This is a genomic window from Halomonas cibimaris, from assembly GCF_055379665.1.
Window position 1 is genome coordinate 446,870 of the sequence record NZ_AP043828.1, and the last position, 21,096, is coordinate 467,965.

Here is a 21,096-nt window from a genome sequence, read left to right on the forward strand (position 1 = left end):
CTCGATCGCGGAGACCTTCATGACTGACGCCGCCAATTCCCAGGGCCTGATTGTGCTGCAGGGCAATCGCATGGAAGACCTGCGCGATTTGACCCTGGCATGGCTGGGCCAAACGCCGCTGCATCCGCTGGCGCGCACGGTATTTCTGGTACAGAGCAACGGCATCGCCCAGTGGCTCAAGACCTCCATTGCCGAGCATCAGGGCGCGCCGGGCTACGGCGTCTGCCTGGGTACCGAAGTTGCGCTGCCGGCGCGCTTTCAATGGCAGGCGTATCGCAGCGTGATCGAAGCCGTGGAAGGGCCGGGCACGGTGCCGGCCACCTCGCCCTACGACAAAGCCCGCCTGTGCTGGCGGCTGCTCGCACTGCTGCCCGAGGCTCTGGACAACCCGCTGTTTGCCCCGCTTGCGCGCTACCTGCGCCGCGACGACGAGCAGCGCAAGCACTACCAGCTGGCCGAGCGCCTGGCCGATCTGTTCGATCAGTACCAGGTCTACCGCGCCGACTGGCTGAACGCCTGGGAAGCCGGCGACGACGTCATCACCCTGCCCGGCAACCGCACCGCCCCGGTGCCCGAAGAGCAGCGCTGGCAGCCGGCGCTGTGGCGGATGATCCACGCCTCGCTGGATAGCACCCAGCGCCACAGCCACCGCGGCGCGGTGCACCGCCGCTTCAAGGCCGCCGCCGAACGGCTCGACGAGCGCCCGGCCGAGCTGCCGCCGCGCATCGTGGTGTTCGGCCTTTCCTCGCTGCCCCAGCAAACCCTGGAAGTGCTGGCCACGCTCTCAGGGCTGAGCGAGGTCGTGCTCTGCCTGCTCAACCCCTGCCGCTTTTACTGGGGCGAGATCATCGAAACCCGTGAAGCGCTGCGCCGCCACGCCCGCCAGCAGCGCCGCCGGGGCATGCCCGCAGCGCTTCACCACGCCCCCGAGCAGCTGCACCTGCACGCCCACCCGCTGCTCGCCGCCTGGGGCAAGCAGGGCCGGGACTACCTGCAGCTGCTAAGCGAACACGACGCCACCGACGTCGCCGCCATGAACGCCGTGCTCGACCGCTCCGTGGACCTGTTTCTGGCACCGCCCACCGATTCGCTGCTCGGCCAGCTGCAGGACGACATTCTCAACCTGCGCCCGCTGGCCGAAACCCAGGCCACCTGGCCGGCGCTTGACCCCGCCGACGCCTCGATTGCCTTTCACCTCTGCCACAGCCCCCAGCGCGAGCTTGAGGTGCTCCACGACCAGCTGCTTGACGCCTTCGCCGCCGACCCCACGCTCGAACCCCGCGACATCATGGTCATGGTGCCGGACATCAACGACTACGCCCCGGGCATCGACGCGGTGTTCGGCCAGTTCGCCCCGGGCGAGGCGCGCCATCTGCCCTACCACATCGCCGACCAGCAGCAGCGCCACCGCGAGCCTTTGCTGGTGGCGGTAGAAACGCTGCTGTCGCTGCCGCAGCTGCGCTTTCGCGCCAGCGAGATTCTCGACCTGCTCGACATCGCCCCGCTGCGCGAACGCTTCGGCCTGGCGGAGAGCGATCTGCCCACCCTGCAGCGCTGGATCGGCGAGGCCAACGTGCGCTGGGGGCTGGATGCCGCCCAGCGCAGCGAGCTGGGCCTGCCCGAACACGACGAGCTGCACACCTGGCGCTTCGGCCTGGAACGCATGCTCATGGGCTACGCCGTGGGCGAAGCCGACGACGACGCCGACGACTGGGCCGGCATCGTCCCCTACGACGAAGTTGCCGGGCTCGACGCCGCCCTTGCCGGCCCTCTCTACCGGCTGATGCTTACCCTCGGCGAGCTGCGCACACAGCTTGCCAAGCCGCGCTGCGCCGACGACTGGAGCGCCACGCTGACCGCCATGCTTGACGCCACCCTGACGCCCACCGGCAGCGCCGAGCAGGCCCTGCGCGAGCGGCTGCAAACCGCCCTGGAAGACTGGCGCGACGACATCGCCGCCGCCGACGCCGGCCTTGCGCTGCCGCTGGCGGTGGTGCGCGAGAGCTGGCTTTCACGCATTGACGCGCCCCAGCTGTCCCAGAGCTTTGTCATGGGCCGGATCAGCTTTGCCACGCTGATGCCCATGCGCGCCATTCCCTTTCGCCATATCGTGCTGCTGGGCATGAGCGACGGCGCCTACCCGCGGCGGGCCGACGTCATGGATTTTGATCTGATGGCCATGCGCGGCCACTACCGCGCCGGCGACCGCTCGCGCCGCGACGACGACCGCTACCTGTTTCTTGAAGCGCTGCTATCCGCCCGCGAACGGCTGACCATCAGCTGGTGCGCGCGCAGCCCCCAGGACAACGGCGAGCAGCCGCCGAGCGTGCTGGTAGGCCAGCTGCGCGACCACCTGGGCAAGGGCTGGCACCTGGCCGGCCAGCCGCCCCACGCCGAGCGCACCCCCGGCGAGGCCGCCAAGCTTGCCCGGGCGCTGCTCGCCACGCTGACCACCGCGCACCCGCTGCAGCCCTTCGGCGCGGCGTATTTTCGCGCCGACTCAACGCTTTTCACCTACGCCGACGAATGGCAGGAGCTGCATCACGCCGGCGAGGCAGACGACGCCGAGGCAACGCCAGACGCCGCCCTCACCGCCTGGCAGCCCGAAGGGCCCATTGCGCTGGCCGCACTCACCGGCCTGCTGCGCGACCCGATCAGCGCGCTTTTTCACCAGCGCCTGGCCACGCGGATGCACGACGACGATGCGCTCACCGAAGACGACGAGCCTTTCGCCTTTGCCGGGTTGGAGAAATGGCACCAGCGCGACGCCCTGATCCAGCCGCTGGGCCAGCGGCTCGCCCGCACGCCCGCCAGCACCGACGACGACCTCACCGCACTGTTCGACCGTCAGGTCGAGCGCCAGCAAAACGCCGGGCAGTATCCGCCCGCACCGGTCGGGCCGATCATCCGCCGCCAGCTGCTGGCGCGGGTGCCCGCCGCGCTGAGCGCCTATCGCGATCTGCTGGCGCGCTACCCCGAGCCGCTGGCCGTCGCCCCGCGTATCGTCCACGCAAGCGACGTAGCCCCGGCCGAGGGCAGCCCCCCGCTCACCCTGGACGACACCCTGACGCATCTGCACGCGGCGTCCAACGATCCCGCAGACGTTGCTCGCATTGTGCTGCTGACCGGCGAAATCCACCGGGGCGACGACCTGCGCTGGCCGCATGTTCTGCGCCACTGGCCGGCGCATTTGGCCGTGCAGCTGCGCTATCCCGGCGCTGCCAGCCATCTGGTCTCGCCCAGCGGCACGCTGGAGATTCCCGGCATGCCCGCCGCCGACGCGAAAACCCGGCTGAACGCGCTGATGGACGGCTGGCTGCGCGGCATGCGCAGCGTCACCCCGACCCATCCCGATCTGGCCTTTGCCGCCCTGGCCCGCTACCCCGCCGCCGGCGATGAACACTGGCCGCCCCTCGGCCTTGCCGACGACGGCGAGCTCTACCAGAGCTGGGAGACAAGCTGGGCCTATCTCCCCGAACGCAGCCCGCTGGTGCTGCGCGAGTTTGCCACCCTCGACGCCCTGGTGACGCACCCCGACTTCGGCCGCGCCAGCCGCGAGCTCTACGCCGACGTGCACACCTGGATCGGCGGCGCACGCCCGCGCGCCCATCGCCATAACGCCGAAGAGACCACCTCATGAGCCAGCTTCCCCTGACGCTGCCCCTGCGCGGCAACCAGCTGATCGAGGCCAGCGCCGGCACCGGCAAGACCTTTACCATTGCCCTGCTGTACGTGCGCCTGGTGCTGGGCCACGGCCAGCCCGACAGCGACGATTCACAGCGCGCCAACGGCTTTTTCCGGCCGCTGATTCCCCCGGAAATTCTCGTGGTCACCTTTACCGAAGCCGCCAGCCGCGAGCTTCGTGAGCGCATCCGCGCCCGGCTGGTAGACGCCGCCGACGCCTTTCGCGCCGACGCCGGCGACGACGGTCTGGCCGCGCGCGACCCGCTGCTGGCGGCGCTGCGCGATGACATGGCGCCGCACGCCTGGCCCGGCTGCGCCCGGCGTTTGACCCTGGCCGCCGAGTGGATGGACGACGCCGCCATTGCCACCATTCACGGCTGGAGCCAGCGCATGCTCAAAGAGCACGCCTTCGACAGCGCAAGGCTTTTCCGCCAGGAAGTGGTCAAGGATCTAACCGAGCTCACCCGGGAAGCGGTCACCGACTACTGGCGCACCCGGGTCTACCCGCTCACCGAGGGCCTGGCCGCCGCTATGCTTGACCTGTTTCCGTCCCCGGATGCGCTGCACGGCAAGCTGCGCCCCCTGCTGCAGCGCGACGATGCCCGGCTGGTGTTCGGCGGCGAGCCGCTGGCCGCCGGCGACTTCAGCCGGCAGCTGAACGCCTACCGCCACGCCAGCGAAGCGGCCGAACGCCTGGCAGAAGACGCCCGCCAGGCCTACCTCGCCGACGCCGGCGCGGTGCACGATGCCCTGCACGCGCTGCGCGACGCGATGAGCGGCAACACGTTCCGCGGCGTCAAGGACGACGCCACATTCGCCGAGTGGCTAGCCCAGCTGGCCGCCTGGGGGCGCGGCGACATCACCCTGGCGGAGGCCGGCTTTGTCACCAAGCTCGCCCGCGGGCGTCTCAAGCTGAAAAAGGGCCACGCGCTGCCGGACATGGCGCTGTTTGATCGCCTGGAAGACTGGCGCACCTACCGCGACGAAAGCCAGACGCTGGAACGCGAGCTGGCCCCTCGGGTGCTCGCCGACGCCCGAGACTGGGTCCGCCGGCGCCTCGCTGACACCCTTGAGGCCAACGCCCAGCTGGGCTTTGACGACATGATTCGCGGGCTGGCCGAGGCCCTCGACGGCGACGGCGGCGACGCCCTGGTGCGGCGCATCCGCGAGCAGTTTCCCGTGGCCATGATCGACGAGTTTCAGGATACCGACCCGGCGCAGTACCGCATCTTCGAGCGCATCTACTTTACCCCCGACAGCGCTTGCCACAGCACGCCCGACGCCGCCCCGGAGGCGGGCGTGACGGCTGACGGCGAAGAGGCCGCCGCGCTTGTGCTGATCGGCGATCCCAAACAGGCCATCTACGGCTTTCGCGGCGGCGATATCTATACCTATCTTGCCGCCCGCCGCGCTACCCGCGGCCGTCATCACAGCCTGGACACCAACTTTCGCTCCGCCGAGGTCACCGTCGAGGCGGTCAACCGCCTGTTCGCCCGCGCCGAGCGCCGCCACGCCCGCGCGGCCTTCCGCTTTGCGCCAGCTGCCGATACCCCGGGCGCCGAGGCGCACAACCCCCTGCCCTTTGCCCCCGTTCAGGCCAACGGCCGCCGGGAAGTGCTGCACCTCGACGGCCGCCCGGCCGCGGGCCTGACCGGCTGGCTGCTGAGCGACGCCGACCACGACGCCGGCCTGCTCAGCAAAACCGCCTACCTCAAGCGTGCCGCGCACCGCTGCGCCGATCGCCTGGCCCAGTGGCTCAACCAGGCCGACGCCGACCCCAGCGCCGCCGGCTTTATTCCGCCGGACGGCACCGCGGCGACCCCGCTGCGCGCCGGGGACATCGCCATTCTGGTGCGCGATCGCCGGGAAGCCGCCGCCATACGCGATGCGCTCAGCGAACGGGGGCTGGCCAGCGTCTACCTGTCCGATCGCGACAGCGTCTTCGCCACCGCCGAGGCCCGCGATCTATTGCAGTGGCTCAAGGCCATGGCCAGCCCCGAGTCGGTGACCCTGCTGCGCGCGGCGCTGGCCACCGCCACCCTGGGCCTTTCGCTTGCCGAGCTGGACCGGCTGCAGCGCGACGAGACCGCCTGGGAGCGCGTGCAGGAGCGCTTTATCGGCTATCGCCGGCGCTGGCAGCGTCGCGGGGTGCTGCCGGCGCTGCGCCAGCTTTTGCACGACTACCGCATTCCCGCCCGGCTGCTGGCCGCCGAGCAGGGCCAGCGGCGGCTGACCAACCTGCTGCACCTGACCGAATGGGCCCAGCAGGCCAGCGACACCCTGGACGGCGACCACGCCCTGCTGCGCCTGCTCGCCGAGCATCTGCAGGAACCCGGCAAGGACGAGCAGATTCTACGGCTGGAAAGCGACGCCAACCTGATCCAGGTGGTCACCGTGTTCAAGGCCAAAGGGCTTGAATATCCGCTGGTGTGCCTGCCGTTTCTCTGCACCTACAAACCCATCAGCGGCCAGTCCGGCACCCCGCTTTACCATGACGCAGACGACCGCCCGGTGCTCGAACTTGCCACCAGCCAGCAAACGGCCGGGGAAAGCTTCGCCCGGGCCGACGACGAGCGCCTGTCAGAAGAGGTGCGCCTGCTCTACGTCGCCCTGACCCGCGCGCGCCACGCCACCTTTGTCGGCCTGGCACCGCTGCGCCTGGGCAAGGCCAAAACCGCCACTCTGCACAAATCAGCGCTGGGGTATCTGCTGGCCGGCGGCGAGCCGATCCCCGATCTTGCCGACCTGCGCCAGCGCTGGGCTGCGCTGGCCGAAAACAGCCCGGCCATCGCCCTGGAGGAAGAGGCCGGCGCGCCGAGCCGCTACCGCCCGGTGGCCGCGCCGGTGCCGGCCAAGCCCGCGCGCACTCCCGGCCACCGCGCCTTTGCACCCTGGTGGATTGCCAGCTATTCGGCGCTGCAACAGCGGGGGGCTGCCGCCCCGGAAACTCCCAAGGCCGCGGTGCTCGACGAAGGGCTGGAGGAAGAAACAAGCGCCGCCCCGGCGCTTGCGCCGCTGCACCGCCGGGCACCGGCGGCGGACACGCTGCACGCCTTTCCTCGCGGGCCCGGGCCCGGCACCTTTTTGCACGGCATTCTGGAGGCTCTGGCCGAGCACGGCTTCGCCGCCGCGCGGCACGATACCGCACTGCTCGAACGGCTGGCGCGGCGCTGCCAGCGGCGCGGCTGGGACGACCACATTGATACCCTGCGCCACGCCATGGCGCAGTGGCTGGCCACCCCGCTCATCGACGACGGCACGCTAACGCTTGCCGAGCTTGCCCGCTACCGCGCCGAGCCTGATTTCTGGTTTGCCACCGCCGACGCCATGACCCCGGCTTTGGACAAGCTCACCCGGGCGCACCTGTTCCCCGGGGCGTCCCGCCCGCAGCTGGGCTACCAGCGGCTCAACGGCCTGCTCAAGGGCTTTATCGACCTGCTCGCCGAGCACAACGGGCGGTTTTACATCATCGACTGGAAATCCAACTGGCTGGGGCCCGACGACGACGCCTACCACGCCGACGCGCTGCGCCGCGCCATGCTCGACAAACGCTACGACATGCAGCTCGCTCTCTACCTGGTCGCGGTGCACCGCCACCTGCGCCAGACGCTGCCGGACTACGACTACGAGCGCCACGTCGGCGGCGCCATGCTGGTGTTTCTGCGCGGCATCCAGGCGCCGTCCCGGGGCGTTATCCCCATCAAACCGCCGCTGGCCTTTATCGACGCGCTGGATCGCTGCCTGGCCGGCGACCGCGCCGCTGCCAAGGAGGGCTCGCCGTGAGCCACACCGACGACGCCACGCTGCGCCTGGCCCGGGCGCCCTATCCAAGCGCCGATCAGGCGCTGACGGACAACGCCGCCCTGCTCGGGCTGCTGTTTGCCTGGGCGGAATACGGCTGGATTCGCGATCTCGACGCCGCGCTGGCCCACCGCTTGGCGCAGCTGGCGCCGGAAGCCGAGCCCGCCGGCCTGCTGGCCGCCATGCTGGTCAGCCACCAGGCCGGCCAGGGGCATTTGCTACTGGACCTGGAGCGCGCCCGCCGGGCGCCGGAGAGCCTGCTTGCCGTCTCCCGCGATGACGGCGCCCCGCCGCCGCCGGAAGCGCTGATCCGCCGGCTGCCCGCCGGCTGGGCCGATGCGCTGCGCCGCTGGTCGGCCGTGGGCGAAGGGCCGGGCAACACCCCGCTGGTGCTGGAAGACGACCATCTCTATCTGCGGCGCTACTGGCGCCACGAGCAGCAGGTATCCCGGGGCATTGCCGCGCGCCTGACGCCGGCCGAAGCCGTCGAACCGGCCGGCCTGCGCCCGGTGCTGGACGTGCTGTTTCCGCCCGACAGGGCCGGCGCCGAACGCGCCGGTTCACAAAAGCTGGCCTGTGCGCTGGGCGCGCGCGCGCCGTTCACGGTGATCACCGGCGGCCCGGGGACCGGCAAGACCACCACGGTCATCCGCCTGTTGGCGCTGCTGCAGGTGCAGGCCATCAGCGAGCGCGGCGCACCGCTGGCTGTACGGCTGGCGGCGCCTACCGGCAAGGCCGCAGCGCGCCTGAGCGAGTCGATCAGCGGCCAGATCCAGGCGCTGGATGCGCTGGCGCTGCCCCACGCCGTGCAGGTGCAGGCGGCCATTCCCCACGAGGTTGCCACCCTACACCGGCTGCTGGGCGCGCGGCCGGGGACGCGCCACTTTCACCATCACCGCCGAAACCCGCTGGCGCTGGACATGGTGGCCGTGGACGAGGCCTCAATGGTGGATATCGACATGATGGCCGCCCTGCTCGACGCCCTGCCGCCCCACGCCCGGCTGGTACTGCTGGGCGACAAGGACCAGCTGGCCTCGGTGGAAGCCGGCGCGGTGCTGGGCAGCCTGTGCGCCCGGGCCGAGGCCGGCCACTACCAGCCGGCGATCAGCCGCTGGCTCGCCGCTGCCACCGGCATGGCGCTGCCGGCCGCGCTGGAAGACAGCCACGGCCGCCCGCTGGATCAGGCCGTTGCCATGCTGCGCCACTCTTTTCGCTTTGACGATGCCAGCGGCATCGGCCGGCTGGCCCGGGCCGTCAACGCTGGCGACAGCGCCCGGGCGCTGGCCGTGCTCGACGACGATGCCTACCCCGAGGTGCAGCAGCAAACGCAGGGGCTGATGACCCTCGCCCTCGACGGCACCGGCCGACCCGGCGGCTGCGGATATCGCCATTACCTCGGCGGCATTAGCGCAGAGCGCCCCGCCGCCGGCGCCGCCAAAGCCGACTGGGACCGCTGGGCCGCCGGCGTGCTAAAGGCCCACGCCCAGTTTCAACTGCTGACTCCGCTGCGCACCGGGCCCTACGGCGTCGACGCGCTCAATCCGCGCATCGAGCAGGCGCTGGCCCGCGCCGGGCTGATTGCACGGCCCGCCCGAGCAGCCGGCGCCCAGCCCAACCCCTGGTATGAAGGGCGCCCGGTGCTGGTTACCGGCAACGACTACAGCCTCAAGCTGATGAACGGTGACATCGGCATCGCGCTGGCGGTCCCCGCCGAGTTCAACCGCGAAGACGCCGCGATCATTTTGCGCGTGGCCTTTCCCGCCGGGGACGGCCAGGGCGGTATTCGCTGGGTGCTGCCCAGCCGGCTGCAGCAGGTAGAAACCGTCTACGCCATGACGGTGCACAAATCCCAGGGCTCGGAATTCGTCCACACCGCGCTGGTGATGCCGGATGCGCCCTCGCCGATTCTCACCCGCGAGCTGGTCTACACCGCCGTAACCCGGGCGCGCCAAACCTTCACCCTGCTAAGCGCCAGCACCCCCGTGGTGGAAGGCGCCGTGCGCCGCCGCATCGCCCGGCAGAGCCGGCTGTTTACATCTTAAGCCCCGCGAACGGGCTTGGGCTGGAAACAGCGGGACGGCGCGGCGGCCCTGCAAAAAAATTAGCAAGCTAATTAGTCTGATAAATACTTTCAATTAGCCGCGTAGCGCCGCCGGGGGCATCATGGAGCCATTACCGAGGGCGGCCGGCATCAAGGCCACGCCCCTGTCACTGTTACGGAGTTCGACCATGAAGAAGTCACTGCTTTTTTCTCTCGTTATTGCCGCTATTCTACCCGCCGCGGCCAGCGCCAGCGACAGCGCGGTCATCCAGCAGGCCAACCGCAGCATTGCAGAACCGATTGCCGCGACCGCGCCGGCTTCGCTGCCGGCACGGGCAAACGTTGAAGCCAAAAACGTGCTGGGGCACAGCGCCGCGCTGACCCAGGCCGAGTTCGTGCTGATGGCGCGCGCCAACCAGACCGCACAGCTGCCGGAAACCCAGCATCATCTGGACACCCCGAAGCAGCCGGCCGACTGGTAAGCCGTCCGTGCCTGCATAGCAAACGTGCCTGCATAGCAAGCGTGCCTGCATAGCAAAGGCAAAAAAGCCCCGTTCCTGAAAGCAGGAACGGGGCTTTTGCGTTTTAGCACCAGAGTAAATCGCAGCCTAGCGAAAACCTTCCAACACCACTTTGCCCTTGGCCGTGCCGGCTTCGATCAGCGCGTGGGCCTGGCGCATATGGGCCGCGTTGATCGGGCCCAGCACGGTATTCAGCGTTGTGCGAAGGCGCCCGGCATCCACGTCGCGGGCCACGCGGTTGAGCAGCCGGTGCTGCTCGATCATGTCCGGCGTTTTAAACATCGGCCGGGCAAACATGAACTCCCAGTGCAGGCTGGCCGCCTTGGTCTTAAGCCCGGCCATGGGCATGGGCTGCTCGGTATCGTCGATGCTGACGATGCCGCCCTGGGGGCGAATCAGCTCGACGGCGGCGTCCCAGTGGCCCATGTCGTTGAAGATCGCAATATGGTCAACGTGCTCGATGCCCAGCGCGCGCACCTGCTCCACCATAGGCTCGCGGTGGTTGACCACGTGATCGGCGCCGAGCGCTTTCACCCAGCGGGTGGTTTCTTCCCGGGAGGCGGTGGCGATCACTTCAAGCCCTGCGGCTTTTGCCAGCTGAATGCCGATGGAGCCCACGCCGCCGCCGGCGCCGATGATCATCAGGCGCTGGCCTTTATCCGCGCCGTCCGGATCAATGCCCAGCCGCTCGAAAAACGCTTCAAACGCGGTAATCGTGGTCAGCGGCAGCGCGGCGGCCTCGGCAAAGTCAAGCGTGGCCGGTTTGGCCCCGACAATGCGTTCGTCCACGCACTGGTACTCGGCGTTGGAGCCCTGGCGGGTGATGTCGCCGGCGTAGTACACCTCGTCGCCGGGCTTGAACCGCGTCACCTCCGGGCCCACGGCCTCAACGACGCCGCTGGCATCAAAGCCCAGCACCCGCGGCTCGCTGTGCGGGCCGTCGGCGCCGTCGCCCTTGGGGCGACGCAGCTTGGTATCGATAGGATTGACCGAGACCGCCCGGACCGCTACCTGCAGGTCCCGGCCCCGCGGCTCCGGTTTGGGTAGATCAATATCCAGCAGTGCCTGCGGGTTATCCACGGGCAGCTGCTGGGTGAACGCAACCGCTTTCATTACGTCTGCCTCCTTATGCGCGATGCATCAAGATGCGTGGGCTGCCGTGCAAAACGGCAGCGACCGATCCAGTGTGCCCGTAACGCCGCTGAAAGTTAATGCCGGGCGCAGCCGCGGGGCTTTGCCGCTTGTAACTATTTAGCTCATGCTGCCTGATCCAGCTCGTCCTCTCGCATGAAGGCAGGCACCTCACCGGCAAACAGTTGCTCCAGCGCCGTGTGCGCCGCCAGGCCCTGTTTAACGGCCGTCGAGAGGAAACTGCGCATCCGACAGAAGATCTCCGCCCCTTCCCACGAGCGGAAACAGCCCGAGATCTTCTGCTGGACCTTTGTCATCCGCAGGTCGCGCTCTCCCTGGTTGTTGGTGAAGGGAACGGCAGGATCCTCGAGGAAGCGCAGCACGTCATCCTCATACGCCCGGAGGCGTTCGAGCAGGTTGCGCGCTTTGGTGCGCCTGGTGCGCCCACGGGTTCCGGGGGGTGGCCTGGCCGGTGGCGGACATTCGGCCTCACCCTCCGCCAGGCAGTCCCGGTAGCGAACTCGCCAGCGCTGCGCCTCGTCTGCCGGGAGGCAGCCTCCCGCCTCATCGACGGCGCGATTCATGGCCAACAGCCGATCATGCAGCGACGTCGCCCAGGTTTGCTGGTCGTTGTCCCGGACGCCGGTCAGTTCGCGAAGGTGATGGGCATTGCACAGCGCGTGCCGGCAATCGTGGTAGCGGTAATAGGGCTTCCAATGATCATGCACCAGTACTCCCTGGACGTAAGGCAGGATGCCGATGGCGTCCATGGCCTCCTGGCCGCGCTTTGCATGAGGCGCCAGGTAGGTCAAGGCTTCATTCGAGGCGCAGTGCAGCCAGTAGCGCTTGCCACCGACCTGCATCCCGGTTTCATCGGCATGCACGGTAGCCGCTTCACGTAGCGCCGGGATCACCCACTCGGCAAAGGGCTCGGCTCGTCGGCAGGCCTCCTGGTTGAAGGCAAACAGGGTGCCGGTGCTCAGTGACAGGCCATACTGCGACGTCAGCAGCTCCCGAATGCGCGCATAAGGCAGCAGCTGGTATTGGGAGAGATAGACGGCATGCGCCTTGAGACGCGGGCCATACTGGATCGGGCGGGTCACGCCGTCGGGAAACGGCGCTACATGGCGTTGGCCCCGATCATCCTCCAGCACCTCGGCCTGGTACTCGGTCACCACCGACTGGATCACGATGTCCTGGACCTGACGCTTCTCAACGCCGACCGAGTGATACGCTCTCCCCTTGTTGGGCAGAGTGCGGCGATCGACGCGCAACGATACGACCTCATCCGGGTCGGTAACCGGCTCCAGCGTCCTGCCTTCGTGACCCGGTTGCCCGCCGGGGCGACGCTCGCCCTTTGCCCGGGAGCGGCGTTGGCGGTTGAGGTCCTGTGACGGCGGCTTGCTGCTATTGCGGCTGCTGGTCGCCAGCCGGTCCGCCATCAGCTTGACCAGCAGCATCAGGACGTCGATCGCGGCGCGCAGCGAAGGAGAGACCGTGCGGTCTTCCTTGAGCTGCTGCCGGACCCGCTCGAGGGCCTCGTCGACGTTGATATCTCTGATGGTCATGTTGCCTGCTGGGTGGGGGAGTCGAATGACGGTACTATGCCTGAAGGAACAGCGGGTTGGCGAGTCTCACCCGACGCCACCTGAATAGTTACTGCCGCTTTTTTGCGAGGCGTTGTCTTTGCAAGATTTATAGGTATAATCACGCGCGAAACACGCTAGATGGCTTTTCTCAAGGCGAGTCGTTTACCACCAACGCCCACCGCACAAGCAAAGCCACTCCCGCAATATGCAACGTCTTTTGATACGTCGACGTCAGGAGCCATCATGCTACGCACTGTCCTTCTCACGCTGTTTTTCGCCGCTACCCTTACGCTGGTCGGGCTCGCCCAGGCCCAGACGCACGCGCCGTCGCATACGCTGCAAGCAGAGGCCATGCAGCCCGTTTCAGGGACAGTGCAGTAACGCGGTTGCGGGTGTACGCGGATGTTTGCTTAATAAAGGCCGGCGCTAATGCGCCGGCCTTTTGCCGTGCGCTTTTGACGCAAGAAACGACGCAACATTGACCCAGACCAAGCTACCGAACGGACACTGCTATATAGTAGTATATAAAATACATCTTAGGCCGGGCATTGCCGGCCGCCGACCTGCGAGGTGATCCATGCCTGCCGTTCCCGAAACGTCCCGCACAACGCCCAGCGACGCCGATATTCCCACCCTGAACAAACAAGACCCCGGCCGCGGCGCTGCCGTTATCGTTTACTGGCTGCTGCTGGGCAGCATCATGGCGGTGATTACCGCGCCCATCGGCGCGCTGGTCGCGCATCTGAAATATCGCCAGGCCGCGCCCTGGGTGCAAAGCCACCTGCAGTTTCAGCTGCGCACCTTCTGGCTGGGCGTGCTCGCCGGCGCAGTCTTTGCCGCTGTCTGGCAGCTGCTGGGGATGGTCGGCGTTTCGCCGCTCGGGCCCTGGGCCATGGGCTACGCCTTTTTTACCGCCTGCTTTATCTGGCTGATCGGACGCTGCGGCGTGGGCGCGGCACGGCTGATGACCAATCGGCCGATTCCGAACCCCAAAAGCCCGGCCTTTGGCGGCCGCGACGCCGCGCCGGCGGACTCATGAGTGAAAGCGACTCTACCCCGCATCGCGCCGAGATAGCGGCGGATGCTGACCTGCCCAACCCGGGCTGGGGGCCGCTGTCGGCGCTGCCGGGCAACCCCTTGATGTGGGTGCTGATTTTAAGCGAGCTGGCGGTATTCATGGCGTTTTTCGTGCTCTATATCAGCGAGCGCGCCGCCCAGCTCACCCTGTTCGATGCCTCCCAGCAGCAGCTGAACCCGCTAATGGGCGGGCTCAACACCATGGTGCTTTTGACCAGCGGGCTGCTGGTCGCCTTCGCCGTAGAGGCCGTGGCGGCCGGCAACGTGCGCCGCACCCGCCAGTGGCTGGCCGGCGCGGCCGGGCTCGGGGTGGTATTCGGCGCCATCAAGGTGCTGGAATACGCCGGCAAGTTTGCCGGCGGCATCACCCCTGAGACCAATACGTTTTTCGGCTTTTACTACGGGCTGACGGCCTTTCACTTCGCCCATGTGCTGTTCGGGCTGGTGCTTTTGGGGCTGGTGAGCTGGAAAACCAGCGTGGAAAACGTCGAGACCGCCGCGGCTTTCTGGCACATGGTGGATCTGATCTGGATTTTACTCTACCCGCTTTTGTATCTGCTGCGCTGAGCGGCTGCCTCACTTCAAAGGAGATTTCTCATGGTAACGCTGCCCGGCAAACGCCGCCTGCTGATCACCTGGGGCACGCTCATGGCGCTGACGGTGGTCTCTATGGTCTCGGCGCGGCTGGATCAAAACGGCTGGCAGGCGCTGCCGTTGTGGTCGGCAGCGCTGGTGGTGCTGGTGACCGGCTTCAAGGCCCAGCAGGTGATGATGGTGTATCTCAACCTGCGCCAGTCCAGCGGTGCCTGGAAAGGCGCTTTTGTCGGCATCATCACACTGACGCTATTGCTGATTAGCGCGGGCTATCTCTACGCCCGCCTGACGTAAGCAGGCTCTGGCGCTCAGCGCGCCGGCAGCCGAGCCCAGTGCTCCAGCCGGCGGCCCAGCCGCATCAGGGCGTACACCGCCACGGGCATGATCAGCATCAGCGCAATACCCCAGTCGCGATTGTTGATCAGCCACACCAGCGGCAGCATCACCGCTAGCGCCGCGGCGAACCAGACAAGCAGCGCCAGATACAGGCGCGGCTTGTTAAACGACTCTCCCCACGAAGTTCCCATCGCAGCTTCTCCTTTCAGCGCCGTCAGGTGGCAATAATCTGGCGATAAATGCCCGGCAGCGCCAGCGACAGGTGCTCCGGGCGCTCAACAATGGCATAGCCGCCGCGGCCGAACAGGCGCGGGATGTACTGGCCGGCCTGGCGGTCGATGGTCACGCCGAACACGCGCACCTCTTCGCGCCGGGCTTCCAGCACCGCCTTGCGGGTATCTTCAATGCCGTAGCGGCCTTCGTAGTAGTCGTTGTCGTTGGGCTTGCCGTCGGTGAGCATCAGCAGCAGCCGGTGGCGATTGGGCCGCTTGGCAAGCTCGGCGGTCAGATGGCGAATCGCCGGGCCCATGCGCGTGTAGCTGCCGGGCTTGAGCGCCGAGATGCGCCGGGTGACCCGCTCGCCCATGGGCTCGTCAAAGCTTTTTAGCGTATTGACGAAAACCTTGTGGCGCCGCTGGGAGGTAAAGCTGTGAATGGCATAGTCGTCGCCGCAGCCGGCCAGGCCGTGGCCCAGCACCAAAAGCGCTTCCTTGGCCACGTCCAGCACGCGCCGGTCGTCCAGCCAGGCTTCGGTGGAAAGCGAGACGTCCACCAGAATCGACACCGCCAGATCCCGGGCCTGGGTGCGGCTGTCGATGTACAGCCTATCGCTTGACTCGCCGGTGGCGGCAAAGTCGCAGCGCGCGCGAATCACCGCGTCCATGTCCAAATCGCTGCCGTCGAGCTGGCCGCGCAGCAGCTCGCGCCTGGGCCTTAGCGCCTCGAACTCGCGGCGCACCCGGCGGATGCGCCGGCGGGTCAGCGCGTCCGGCGTCCAGTCTTCGCCCTCTTCGCTTTGCTCTTCGCTGTGCACCACGCAGTGCTCGGGCAGATACGCCTGCTTGCGGTGGTTCCACTCCGGATAGACGTGGCGCCCTTTCAGCCGGCCGCCGGCGGCCTCGTCCGGCGCCAGGTCAAGGTCGAGTTTGAGCTTGGACGCCGCCTTTTTACGGTTCGGCGAGAGCACGATTTCTTCCATCTGGTCGGCGGCCTGGCGGGCGTCTTCGTCCTCGTCGTCCACATCGCGGTTGAGATTGACCATCTCCGCCCAGGAGAGCATTTTTTCCGAAGCGTTGAGCATGAAAGGATCGTCGCGGTCGGCCTGGTCCTGCTCGCGGCGGTCAGCCTGGCGTTTGCCCTGATCGTCCTCGTCTTCATGGCGGGTCTTGAGCTCGGCGCCGTCGTCGTCCTCTACGGCGTCTTCCTCGGCGCTGCGGGTGCCGATGGAGACGCCGTAGCCCCACAGCGGCACCGGCAGCGGCGGGCGATACCCCTGGGGCGCGCGAAATTCATCCAGCGCGGCGTGAGGGTCGCGAATGGCCTGCTGCAGCGCAAGCGCCAGCCCGCTTTGCGGGTCCGGCGCGCCCAGCTCGGCGCACAGCGCGGTTTCCAGCGCTGCCTCGACCGGGGGCAGGCGCCGGCGAGCCGGGCGAACGGCCAGAAGCGCGGCACACAGCGCCATATAGCGGTCTTGTAAACCGGGAAAGCGCTCCAGCGCCGCCCGCCAGCTGCGCCGGGCTTCGCGCAGCCGGCACACGTCGGCCTGCAGCGGGTCTGCCGGCAGCGAGATCGGGCGCACCTCGGCCAGATAGGCGGTAAGCCACAGGTACAGATCGCGGTTCAGCGCCGCTTCGGGAAACAGCGCCAGCCGCGGCGGCAGCAGCAGGTGCTCTTCGTCCCGCCGGGCCTGGTCAAGGGCTTCTTCATCCAGCCCTAGCCGCTGGCGCAGGCTGAGCCGATGGCGCGAGGCGCGCCGCTTGATCGCGGCTATCTCAACGCCGGCATCGCCGCCGGCGGCGCGGAAGAACACGCCAAGCAAGGCCTGCACGTCGTCAAGCGTCACCGCCGCATCGGGGTAGTCCGGGTAGCTTTCCGCCCGGGACGCCCAGCGGTGCCAGTGGCGACCGACAAACTCCTCAACCTCAAGAAAATCCAGCATGGCGGCCTCCCGCAGGTGCGTAAAAAACGTGGATGCGTCGATGCGTCAACGGTGTCAGCCGAACGTGGCGTGCACGGCTTCCATCAGCCCTTCTTGCACATCAATATCGTCGGTCAGCGGCTCGACGATGGTTGCCCGGGCGGCGTCCACAATGGGCATGCCGGCGCGAATCAGGGTGGCGCAGTAGACCAAAAGACGGGTGGAAATGCCCTCTTCCAGATCCTGGCCTTTCATGCCGCGCAAACTTGCCGCAAGGTTGACCAGCGCCGCGCAGCGCTCAGCGGGCAGGCCGCTTTCCCGGGCGACGATGTCGCGCTCCACCGCCGGCGGCGGAAAGTCAAACGACATGGCGACAAAGCGCTGGCGGGTGCTGGGCTTGAGGGATTTGAGAATATGTTGATAGCCGGGGTTGTACGACACCACCAGCATGAAGTCGTCCGGCGCTTCGAGCAGCTCGCCGGTACGCTCCAGCGGCAGCACGCGGCGGTCGTCGGTGAGCGGGTGCAGCACGACGGTCACGTCCTTGCGTGCCTCGACCACTTCGTCGAGGTAGCAGATGCCGCCTTCGCGCACCGCGCGGGTCAGCGGCCCGTCCACCCAGCGGGTTTCGCCGCCCTGGAGCAGATAGCGCCCGGTCAAATCGGCGGCGGTCAGGTCGTCGTGACACGATACCGTATGCAGCGGCTTGCCAAGCTTGGCCGCCATGTGGCTGATAAAGCGGGTCTTGCCGCAGCCCGTAGGCCCTTTGAGCAAAAGCGGCAAACGCTGGGCAAAGGCCTGCTCGAACATCTCGGTTTCGTTGCCCACGTTCTGGTAGTACGGCACGGCGGCGTCCGCGTCGGAGGCAGCCGCGCTAGAGGCGGTCACGGTGGATAAAGCCATGAAACACTCCCGGTAAAAAAAGAATACGGCCCGGTAAAAAAGAATTCGGCAGAGTAAAGCGTCAACAAAGCACGGATAGAAAAGGCCCCGCGTGCGGGGCCGATGTGTCTCAGGCGTTGTCAGTGCCGGCTGTCATTTGGGTGCCGCCTACGGGCAGCTGGACGCGCCGCGGGCCGAAAAAGGAGTAGAGCAGCAGTCCCGCGCCAACGGCCACGGCGATGCCGGTACCCAGGCGCATGGCATAGAACAGCCCCAGCTGGTCCTGCACTTCCATATAGTTCATGCCCAGCACGCGCTGCAGGTGGGTCTGCACCACACCGGCAAAGGTCAGCGTGAAGGTCATAAAGCACATAGCCCCGGTTGTGATCCAAAAGCCCCACATGTTCATCACCTGGTTATACGGCTGGCTGCGACGCAGCGACGGCATGGCAAAGGTCATCACGCCGAGGATGATCATCACATAGGCGCCGTAGAACGCCAGGTGGCCGTGAGCCGCGGTCACCTGGGTGCCGTGGCTGTAGTAGTTGACCCAGTGCAGAGTGTGCATAAAGCCCCACACGCCGGCGCCGAAGAACGCCACCGTCGGGCAGCCCAGCGTCCACAGCATGGCGGCCTTGTTGGGGTGGTTGCGACGGCCTTTCCAGAACATGGTAAAGGCGAACATCACCATGGTGAAAAACGGTGCAACCTCAAGCGTGGAGAAAATGCTGCCGATGGGCTGCCAGTAGCTCGGCGCGCCGATCCAGTAGTAGTGGTGGCCGGTACCCAAAAGCCCCGAGAACAGCGCCAGACCGACGATGACGTAGAGCCATTTTTCGATCACCTCGCGGTCCACGCCGGTCATCTTGATCACCAGATAGCCCAGCAGCGAGGCCATGATCAGCTCCCACACGCCTTCTACCCACAGGTGCACCACCCACCACCAGTAGAGCTTGTCCACGGCGAGGTTGGTGGGGTTGTAAAAGGCGAACAGCCAGAAGACCGCGGCCAGCCACAGACCCAGCATCAGCACCATGTTGATCGCGGTCTTGCGGCCCTTGGCCAGCGTCGCGCTGGTGTTGAACAAAAACAGCAGAAAAGAAATGGTGATCAGCACCTTGATCCAGAACGGCTGCTCCAGGAACTCGCGCCCTTCGTGGATGCCGAACTGATAGCCCACCAGTGCGGCGGCACCGGCAAAGGCAAAAATGCCCAGCTGGATATAGGCAAGCCCGGGACTGGCGATTTCACGCTCGGCCTCTTCGGGCATCAGGTAGTAGGTACAGCCCATAAAGCCGATCAAAAGCCACACGATCAGCAGGTTGGTATGGCTCACCCGCATGATGTTGAACGGCATGAAGCTTGCCATGAAGTCCGGCCAGACATAGACCGTGGCGGCCAGCAGTCCGAAAACGATCTGCAGGGCGAATAGCGCCATGGCGACCATGAAGAACGGTAGCGCCACCTTTTGCGTTTCGTATTTCATTGAGGTGTTCTCCTTGGGTTAGCCGGCCGGATGCGGCGGCCAGTCTTGGGCGTCGATACCGTCGGTCCATTCGAGAAAATCGATCAGCGCGCTCATTTCCTCGTCGCTGAAGTCGTAAGCCGGCATCTGCCGGCGTCCCGGCACGTTGAGCGGCTGCGCGCGAATCCAGGCTTCAAGGCCGGTGCGTGCGGCCTCGGCGCTTTCATGCCCGCCGTAGCGTTCCCAGACGTTGGACAGCTCCGGGGCGAAGTAGGCGCCTTCGCCCATGATGCTGTGGCAGTTGATGCACATGTTCTTTTCCCACACCTCTTTGCCGTGCTTGACCGATTCGGTCAGCCCGGCGCTGTCGGTGGAAACGTTCACCATGTACCAGTGGCTGTGCACGGTCAGCGCCGTGAACAGCAGAAAAAAGAACAGCGACCCGCCATAGAAAATATTGCGGGCCGCCGATCTGGTGAGTCCTTCGGCCATGAGTCATCCCCCTTTGCTCGCCCGGCCGATGACGACGGTCGCCGGCCTGCGGTTTTATAAGATGCACTTTTAATGCATCTTTATTGTAACGCATACGCCTTTGAGAAAACGTTGATAAAGGTCAAAAAGGCGTGATAAATCGCCGCATCAGCGGCGAATATAAAGCGGCACGCGGTCGTAGCCGCCGGCAGGATAGCGCGCGCGCACTGCCGGATCATCGTCTACCAGGCGGATTTCCCGCGTGGCACCGATCAGCGCCCGGAGAAAATACACCAGCTCCATGCGCGCCAGCGGTGCACCGGGGCAAACGTGCACGCCGGCACCGTACAGCAAATTGCGCTTGGGGTCACGGTCGAGGCGCACCTGGTCGGGCTCGGGGAAAACGTCCGGGTCGCGGTTGGCCGCCCCCCACAGAATCGTCAGCCGCTCGCCCTGCTCGATCTTGCGCCCGCCGACCTCCACCGGGCAGGTGGCAATGCGCCGGTTGGACATCAGCGGCGCGTCCAGGCGCAGAATTTCGTCGATCAGCTCAGAGACGATCTCCGGCTCGTCGCGCAGGCGCTGCTGCCAGTCCGGATTGGCGGCGAGAAAGCGCATCAAAATGCCGATGCTCGCGGAAATGGTACCCAGCTCCCCCACCGTCCAGTTGCGCATCAGGCTGACCAGCTCTTCATCGGTGAGCGGGCGGCCGTCGACGGTTTCGTTCATCAAGCGCGTGGTCACGTCGTCCGGCGGCGTGTCCATATTGCGGCGCACGTCCAAACGCTCGCGAATCACCCCGTCAAACTCCAGCGCCAGCTCGCCCAGCGCTTCGCGATCGCCGGCAAGCGTTGCCGCCTGCTGGCGCTTGACCCAGTCGCGCAGGGGCTCATGCAGGCTTGCCGGCCAGCCCATGAAGGCGCACTGAATTTCCAGCGCAAAATCCTGGCCCATAGCGGCCATGGCTTCGACCTTGCCGTCATGCGGCAGGCGGTCGACCACGCCTTCGGCAATGGCTCGGCAGCGGGGCGAGAATTCGTCCATGGCTTCTCTGTTGAAATAGGGCTCGATGATGCGGCGAAACTTGGTGTGCTCCGGCGGATCCATGGCGTTGGGCACTGACAGGTGCCGGCTGGCGGCGTTGCTGAAAGTCGCATGATCCTGCAGCACGCGCATCACATCGGCGTGGCGCAGAAGCGACCACTGCAGATAGTCGCTGAACGCCACCGGGCAGCGGCTGCGCATGGCGTCATAGGCTTGAATCTGGTCGGCCTGTACCGCGTCGCTGCGCGGGTTCCAGTCGTTGTGGCGGGAGGGGTTCATGGTGTCTCCTGAGAAAAGATGAGCGATAGCGCGCAGGGAAACAT

At 66.8% G+C, this 21,096-nt stretch carries 16 protein-coding genes; 8 read left to right on the forward strand and 8 right to left on the reverse strand.

The window, feature by feature from the left end; all coding sequences use genetic code 11:
- The first annotated feature begins 19 nt into the window (after positions 1-19).
- The 4 genes from recC (at position 20) to ACZ415_RS02120 (ending at position 10,008) form a co-directional block, all read left to right on the forward strand.
- Positions 20-3,640: an exodeoxyribonuclease V subunit gamma gene (gene recC, locus ACZ415_RS02105; RefSeq protein WP_344701035.1), complete on the forward strand. Its 3,621-nt coding sequence runs from the start codon at positions 20-22 to the stop codon at positions 3,638-3,640.
- Positions 3,637-7,467: an exodeoxyribonuclease V subunit beta gene (gene recB, locus ACZ415_RS02110; RefSeq protein ID WP_344701037.1), complete on the forward strand. Its 3,831-nt coding sequence runs from the start codon at positions 3,637-3,639 to the stop codon at positions 7,465-7,467. Before recC ends, recB begins: the two co-directional genes overlap by 4 nt.
- Positions 7,464-9,527, forward strand: coding sequence for an exodeoxyribonuclease V subunit alpha (gene recD, locus ACZ415_RS02115; RefSeq protein ID WP_344701039.1), 2,064 nt, complete (start codon positions 7,464-7,466; stop codon positions 9,525-9,527). The genes recB and recD overlap by 4 nt, the downstream gene beginning before the upstream one ends.
- A gap of 187 nt (positions 9,528-9,714) precedes the next feature.
- Entirely contained in the window at positions 9,715-10,008 is a 294-nt protein-coding gene (locus ACZ415_RS02120) for a hypothetical protein (RefSeq protein ID WP_344701041.1), read from the forward strand.
- 126 nt (positions 10,009-10,134) lie between these two features.
- Here ACZ415_RS02120 and ACZ415_RS02125 read toward each other — a convergent pair whose 3' ends face one another.
- Positions 10,135-11,160 (reverse strand): zinc-binding alcohol dehydrogenase family protein, encoded by a 1,026-nt coding sequence (locus ACZ415_RS02125; protein WP_344701043.1) that lies wholly within the window; start codon positions 11,158-11,160, stop codon positions 10,135-10,137.
- A 143-nt stretch (positions 11,161-11,303) separates the two neighbouring features.
- Complete coding sequence (tnpC, locus tag ACZ415_RS02130) at positions 11,304-12,746, reverse strand: IS66 family transposase (protein WP_464387713.1); 1,443 nt, start codon at positions 12,744-12,746, stop codon at positions 11,304-11,306.
- Between the two features lie 264 nt (positions 12,747-13,010).
- Between tnpC and ACZ415_RS02135 the strand changes: the two genes are divergently transcribed.
- The 4 genes from ACZ415_RS02135 (at position 13,011) to ACZ415_RS02150 (ending at position 14,732) form a co-directional block, all read left to right on the forward strand.
- On the forward strand, positions 13,011-13,148 hold the full coding sequence (locus tag ACZ415_RS02135) for a hypothetical protein (RefSeq protein WP_344703911.1): 138 nt from the start codon (positions 13,011-13,013) through the stop codon (positions 13,146-13,148).
- Positions 13,149-13,344: 196 nt separating this feature from the next.
- A complete protein-coding gene (locus ACZ415_RS02140) occupies positions 13,345-13,806 on the forward strand; it encodes a DUF4870 family protein (protein ID WP_344703913.1) in 462 nt (153 codons plus the stop codon).
- On the forward strand, positions 13,803-14,411 hold the full coding sequence (locus ACZ415_RS02145) for a cytochrome c oxidase subunit 3 (RefSeq protein WP_344703915.1): 609 nt from the start codon (positions 13,803-13,805) through the stop codon (positions 14,409-14,411). The genes ACZ415_RS02140 and ACZ415_RS02145 overlap by 4 nt, the downstream gene beginning before the upstream one ends.
- A 30-nt stretch (positions 14,412-14,441) precedes the next feature.
- Positions 14,442-14,732 carry a cytochrome C oxidase subunit IV family protein gene (locus tag ACZ415_RS02150; protein ID WP_344703917.1) on the forward strand — a complete coding sequence of 97 codons (291 nt, stop codon included), beginning with the start codon at positions 14,442-14,444 and terminating at the stop codon, positions 14,730-14,732.
- Between the two features lie 14 nt (positions 14,733-14,746).
- Here ACZ415_RS02150 and ACZ415_RS02155 read toward each other — a convergent pair whose 3' ends face one another.
- From ACZ415_RS02155 to ACZ415_RS02180, 6 genes are all read right to left on the reverse strand, one after another.
- The gene (locus ACZ415_RS02155) at positions 14,747-14,965 is read right to left on the reverse strand and encodes a hypothetical protein (RefSeq protein WP_344703919.1); all 219 of its coding nucleotides are present in this window, start codon (positions 14,963-14,965) and stop codon (positions 14,747-14,749) included.
- A gap of 23 nt (positions 14,966-14,988) precedes the next feature.
- A complete protein-coding gene (locus ACZ415_RS02160; protein ID WP_344703921.1) occupies positions 14,989-16,932 on the reverse strand; it encodes a nitric oxide reductase activation protein NorD in 1,944 nt (647 codons plus the stop codon).
- A gap of 54 nt (positions 16,933-16,986) precedes the next feature.
- Entirely contained in the window at positions 16,987-17,814 is an 828-nt protein-coding gene (locus tag ACZ415_RS02165) for a CbbQ/NirQ/NorQ/GpvN family protein (RefSeq protein WP_344703923.1), read from the reverse strand.
- 109 nt (positions 17,815-17,923) lie between these two features.
- Complete coding sequence (locus ACZ415_RS02170; protein WP_344703925.1) at positions 17,924-19,279, reverse strand: cbb3-type cytochrome c oxidase subunit I; 1,356 nt, start codon at positions 19,277-19,279, stop codon at positions 17,924-17,926.
- Between the two features lie 18 nt (positions 19,280-19,297).
- Positions 19,298-19,750 carry a c-type cytochrome gene (locus tag ACZ415_RS02175; RefSeq protein ID WP_344703927.1) on the reverse strand — a complete coding sequence of 151 codons (453 nt, stop codon included), beginning with the start codon at positions 19,748-19,750 and terminating at the stop codon, positions 19,298-19,300.
- A 147-nt stretch (positions 19,751-19,897) separates the two neighbouring features.
- Complete coding sequence (locus ACZ415_RS02180; RefSeq protein WP_344703929.1) at positions 19,898-21,052, reverse strand: cytochrome P450; 1,155 nt, start codon at positions 21,050-21,052, stop codon at positions 19,898-19,900.
- Positions 21,053-21,096: the final 44 nt, after the last annotated feature.

Excerpts from the sequence above, each read along its gene's own strand:
- ACZ415_RS02135 (WP_344703911.1), top strand. The coding sequence starts at position 13,011 with ATGCTACGCACTGTCCTTCTCACGCTGTTTTTCGCCGCTACCCTTACG.
- ACZ415_RS02175 (WP_344703927.1), bottom strand. The coding sequence starts at position 19,750 with ATGGCCGAAGGACTCACCAGATCGGCGGCCCGCAATATTTTCTATGGC.
- recC (WP_344701035.1), top strand. The coding sequence starts at position 20 with ATGACTGACGCCGCCAATTCCCAGGGCCTGATTGTGCTGCAGGGCAAT.
- ACZ415_RS02140 (WP_344703913.1), top strand. The coding sequence starts at position 13,345 with ATGCCTGCCGTTCCCGAAACGTCCCGCACAACGCCCAGCGACGCCGAT.
- ACZ415_RS02150 (WP_344703917.1), top strand. The coding sequence starts at position 14,442 with ATGGTAACGCTGCCCGGCAAACGCCGCCTGCTGATCACCTGGGGCACG.
- ACZ415_RS02120 (WP_344701041.1), top strand. The coding sequence starts at position 9,715 with ATGAAGAAGTCACTGCTTTTTTCTCTCGTTATTGCCGCTATTCTACCC.
- ACZ415_RS02160 (WP_344703921.1), bottom strand. The coding sequence starts at position 16,932 with ATGCTGGATTTTCTTGAGGTTGAGGAGTTTGTCGGTCGCCACTGGCAC.
- ACZ415_RS02125 (WP_344701043.1), bottom strand. The coding sequence starts at position 11,160 with ATGAAAGCGGTTGCGTTCACCCAGCAGCTGCCCGTGGATAACCCGCAG.
- ACZ415_RS02180 (WP_344703929.1), bottom strand. The coding sequence starts at position 21,052 with ATGAACCCCTCCCGCCACAACGACTGGAACCCGCGCAGCGACGCGGTA.
- ACZ415_RS02145 (WP_344703915.1), top strand. The coding sequence starts at position 13,803 with ATGAGTGAAAGCGACTCTACCCCGCATCGCGCCGAGATAGCGGCGGAT.
- ACZ415_RS02155 (WP_344703919.1), bottom strand. The coding sequence starts at position 14,965 with ATGGGAACTTCGTGGGGAGAGTCGTTTAACAAGCCGCGCCTGTATCTG.
- ACZ415_RS02170 (WP_344703925.1), bottom strand. The coding sequence starts at position 19,279 with ATGAAATACGAAACGCAAAAGGTGGCGCTACCGTTCTTCATGGTCGCC.
- recB (WP_344701037.1), top strand. The coding sequence starts at position 3,637 with ATGAGCCAGCTTCCCCTGACGCTGCCCCTGCGCGGCAACCAGCTGATC.
- ACZ415_RS02165 (WP_344703923.1), bottom strand. The coding sequence starts at position 17,814 with ATGGCTTTATCCACCGTGACCGCCTCTAGCGCGGCTGCCTCCGACGCG.
- tnpC (WP_464387713.1), bottom strand. The coding sequence starts at position 12,746 with ATGACCATCAGAGATATCAACGTCGACGAGGCCCTCGAGCGGGTCCGG.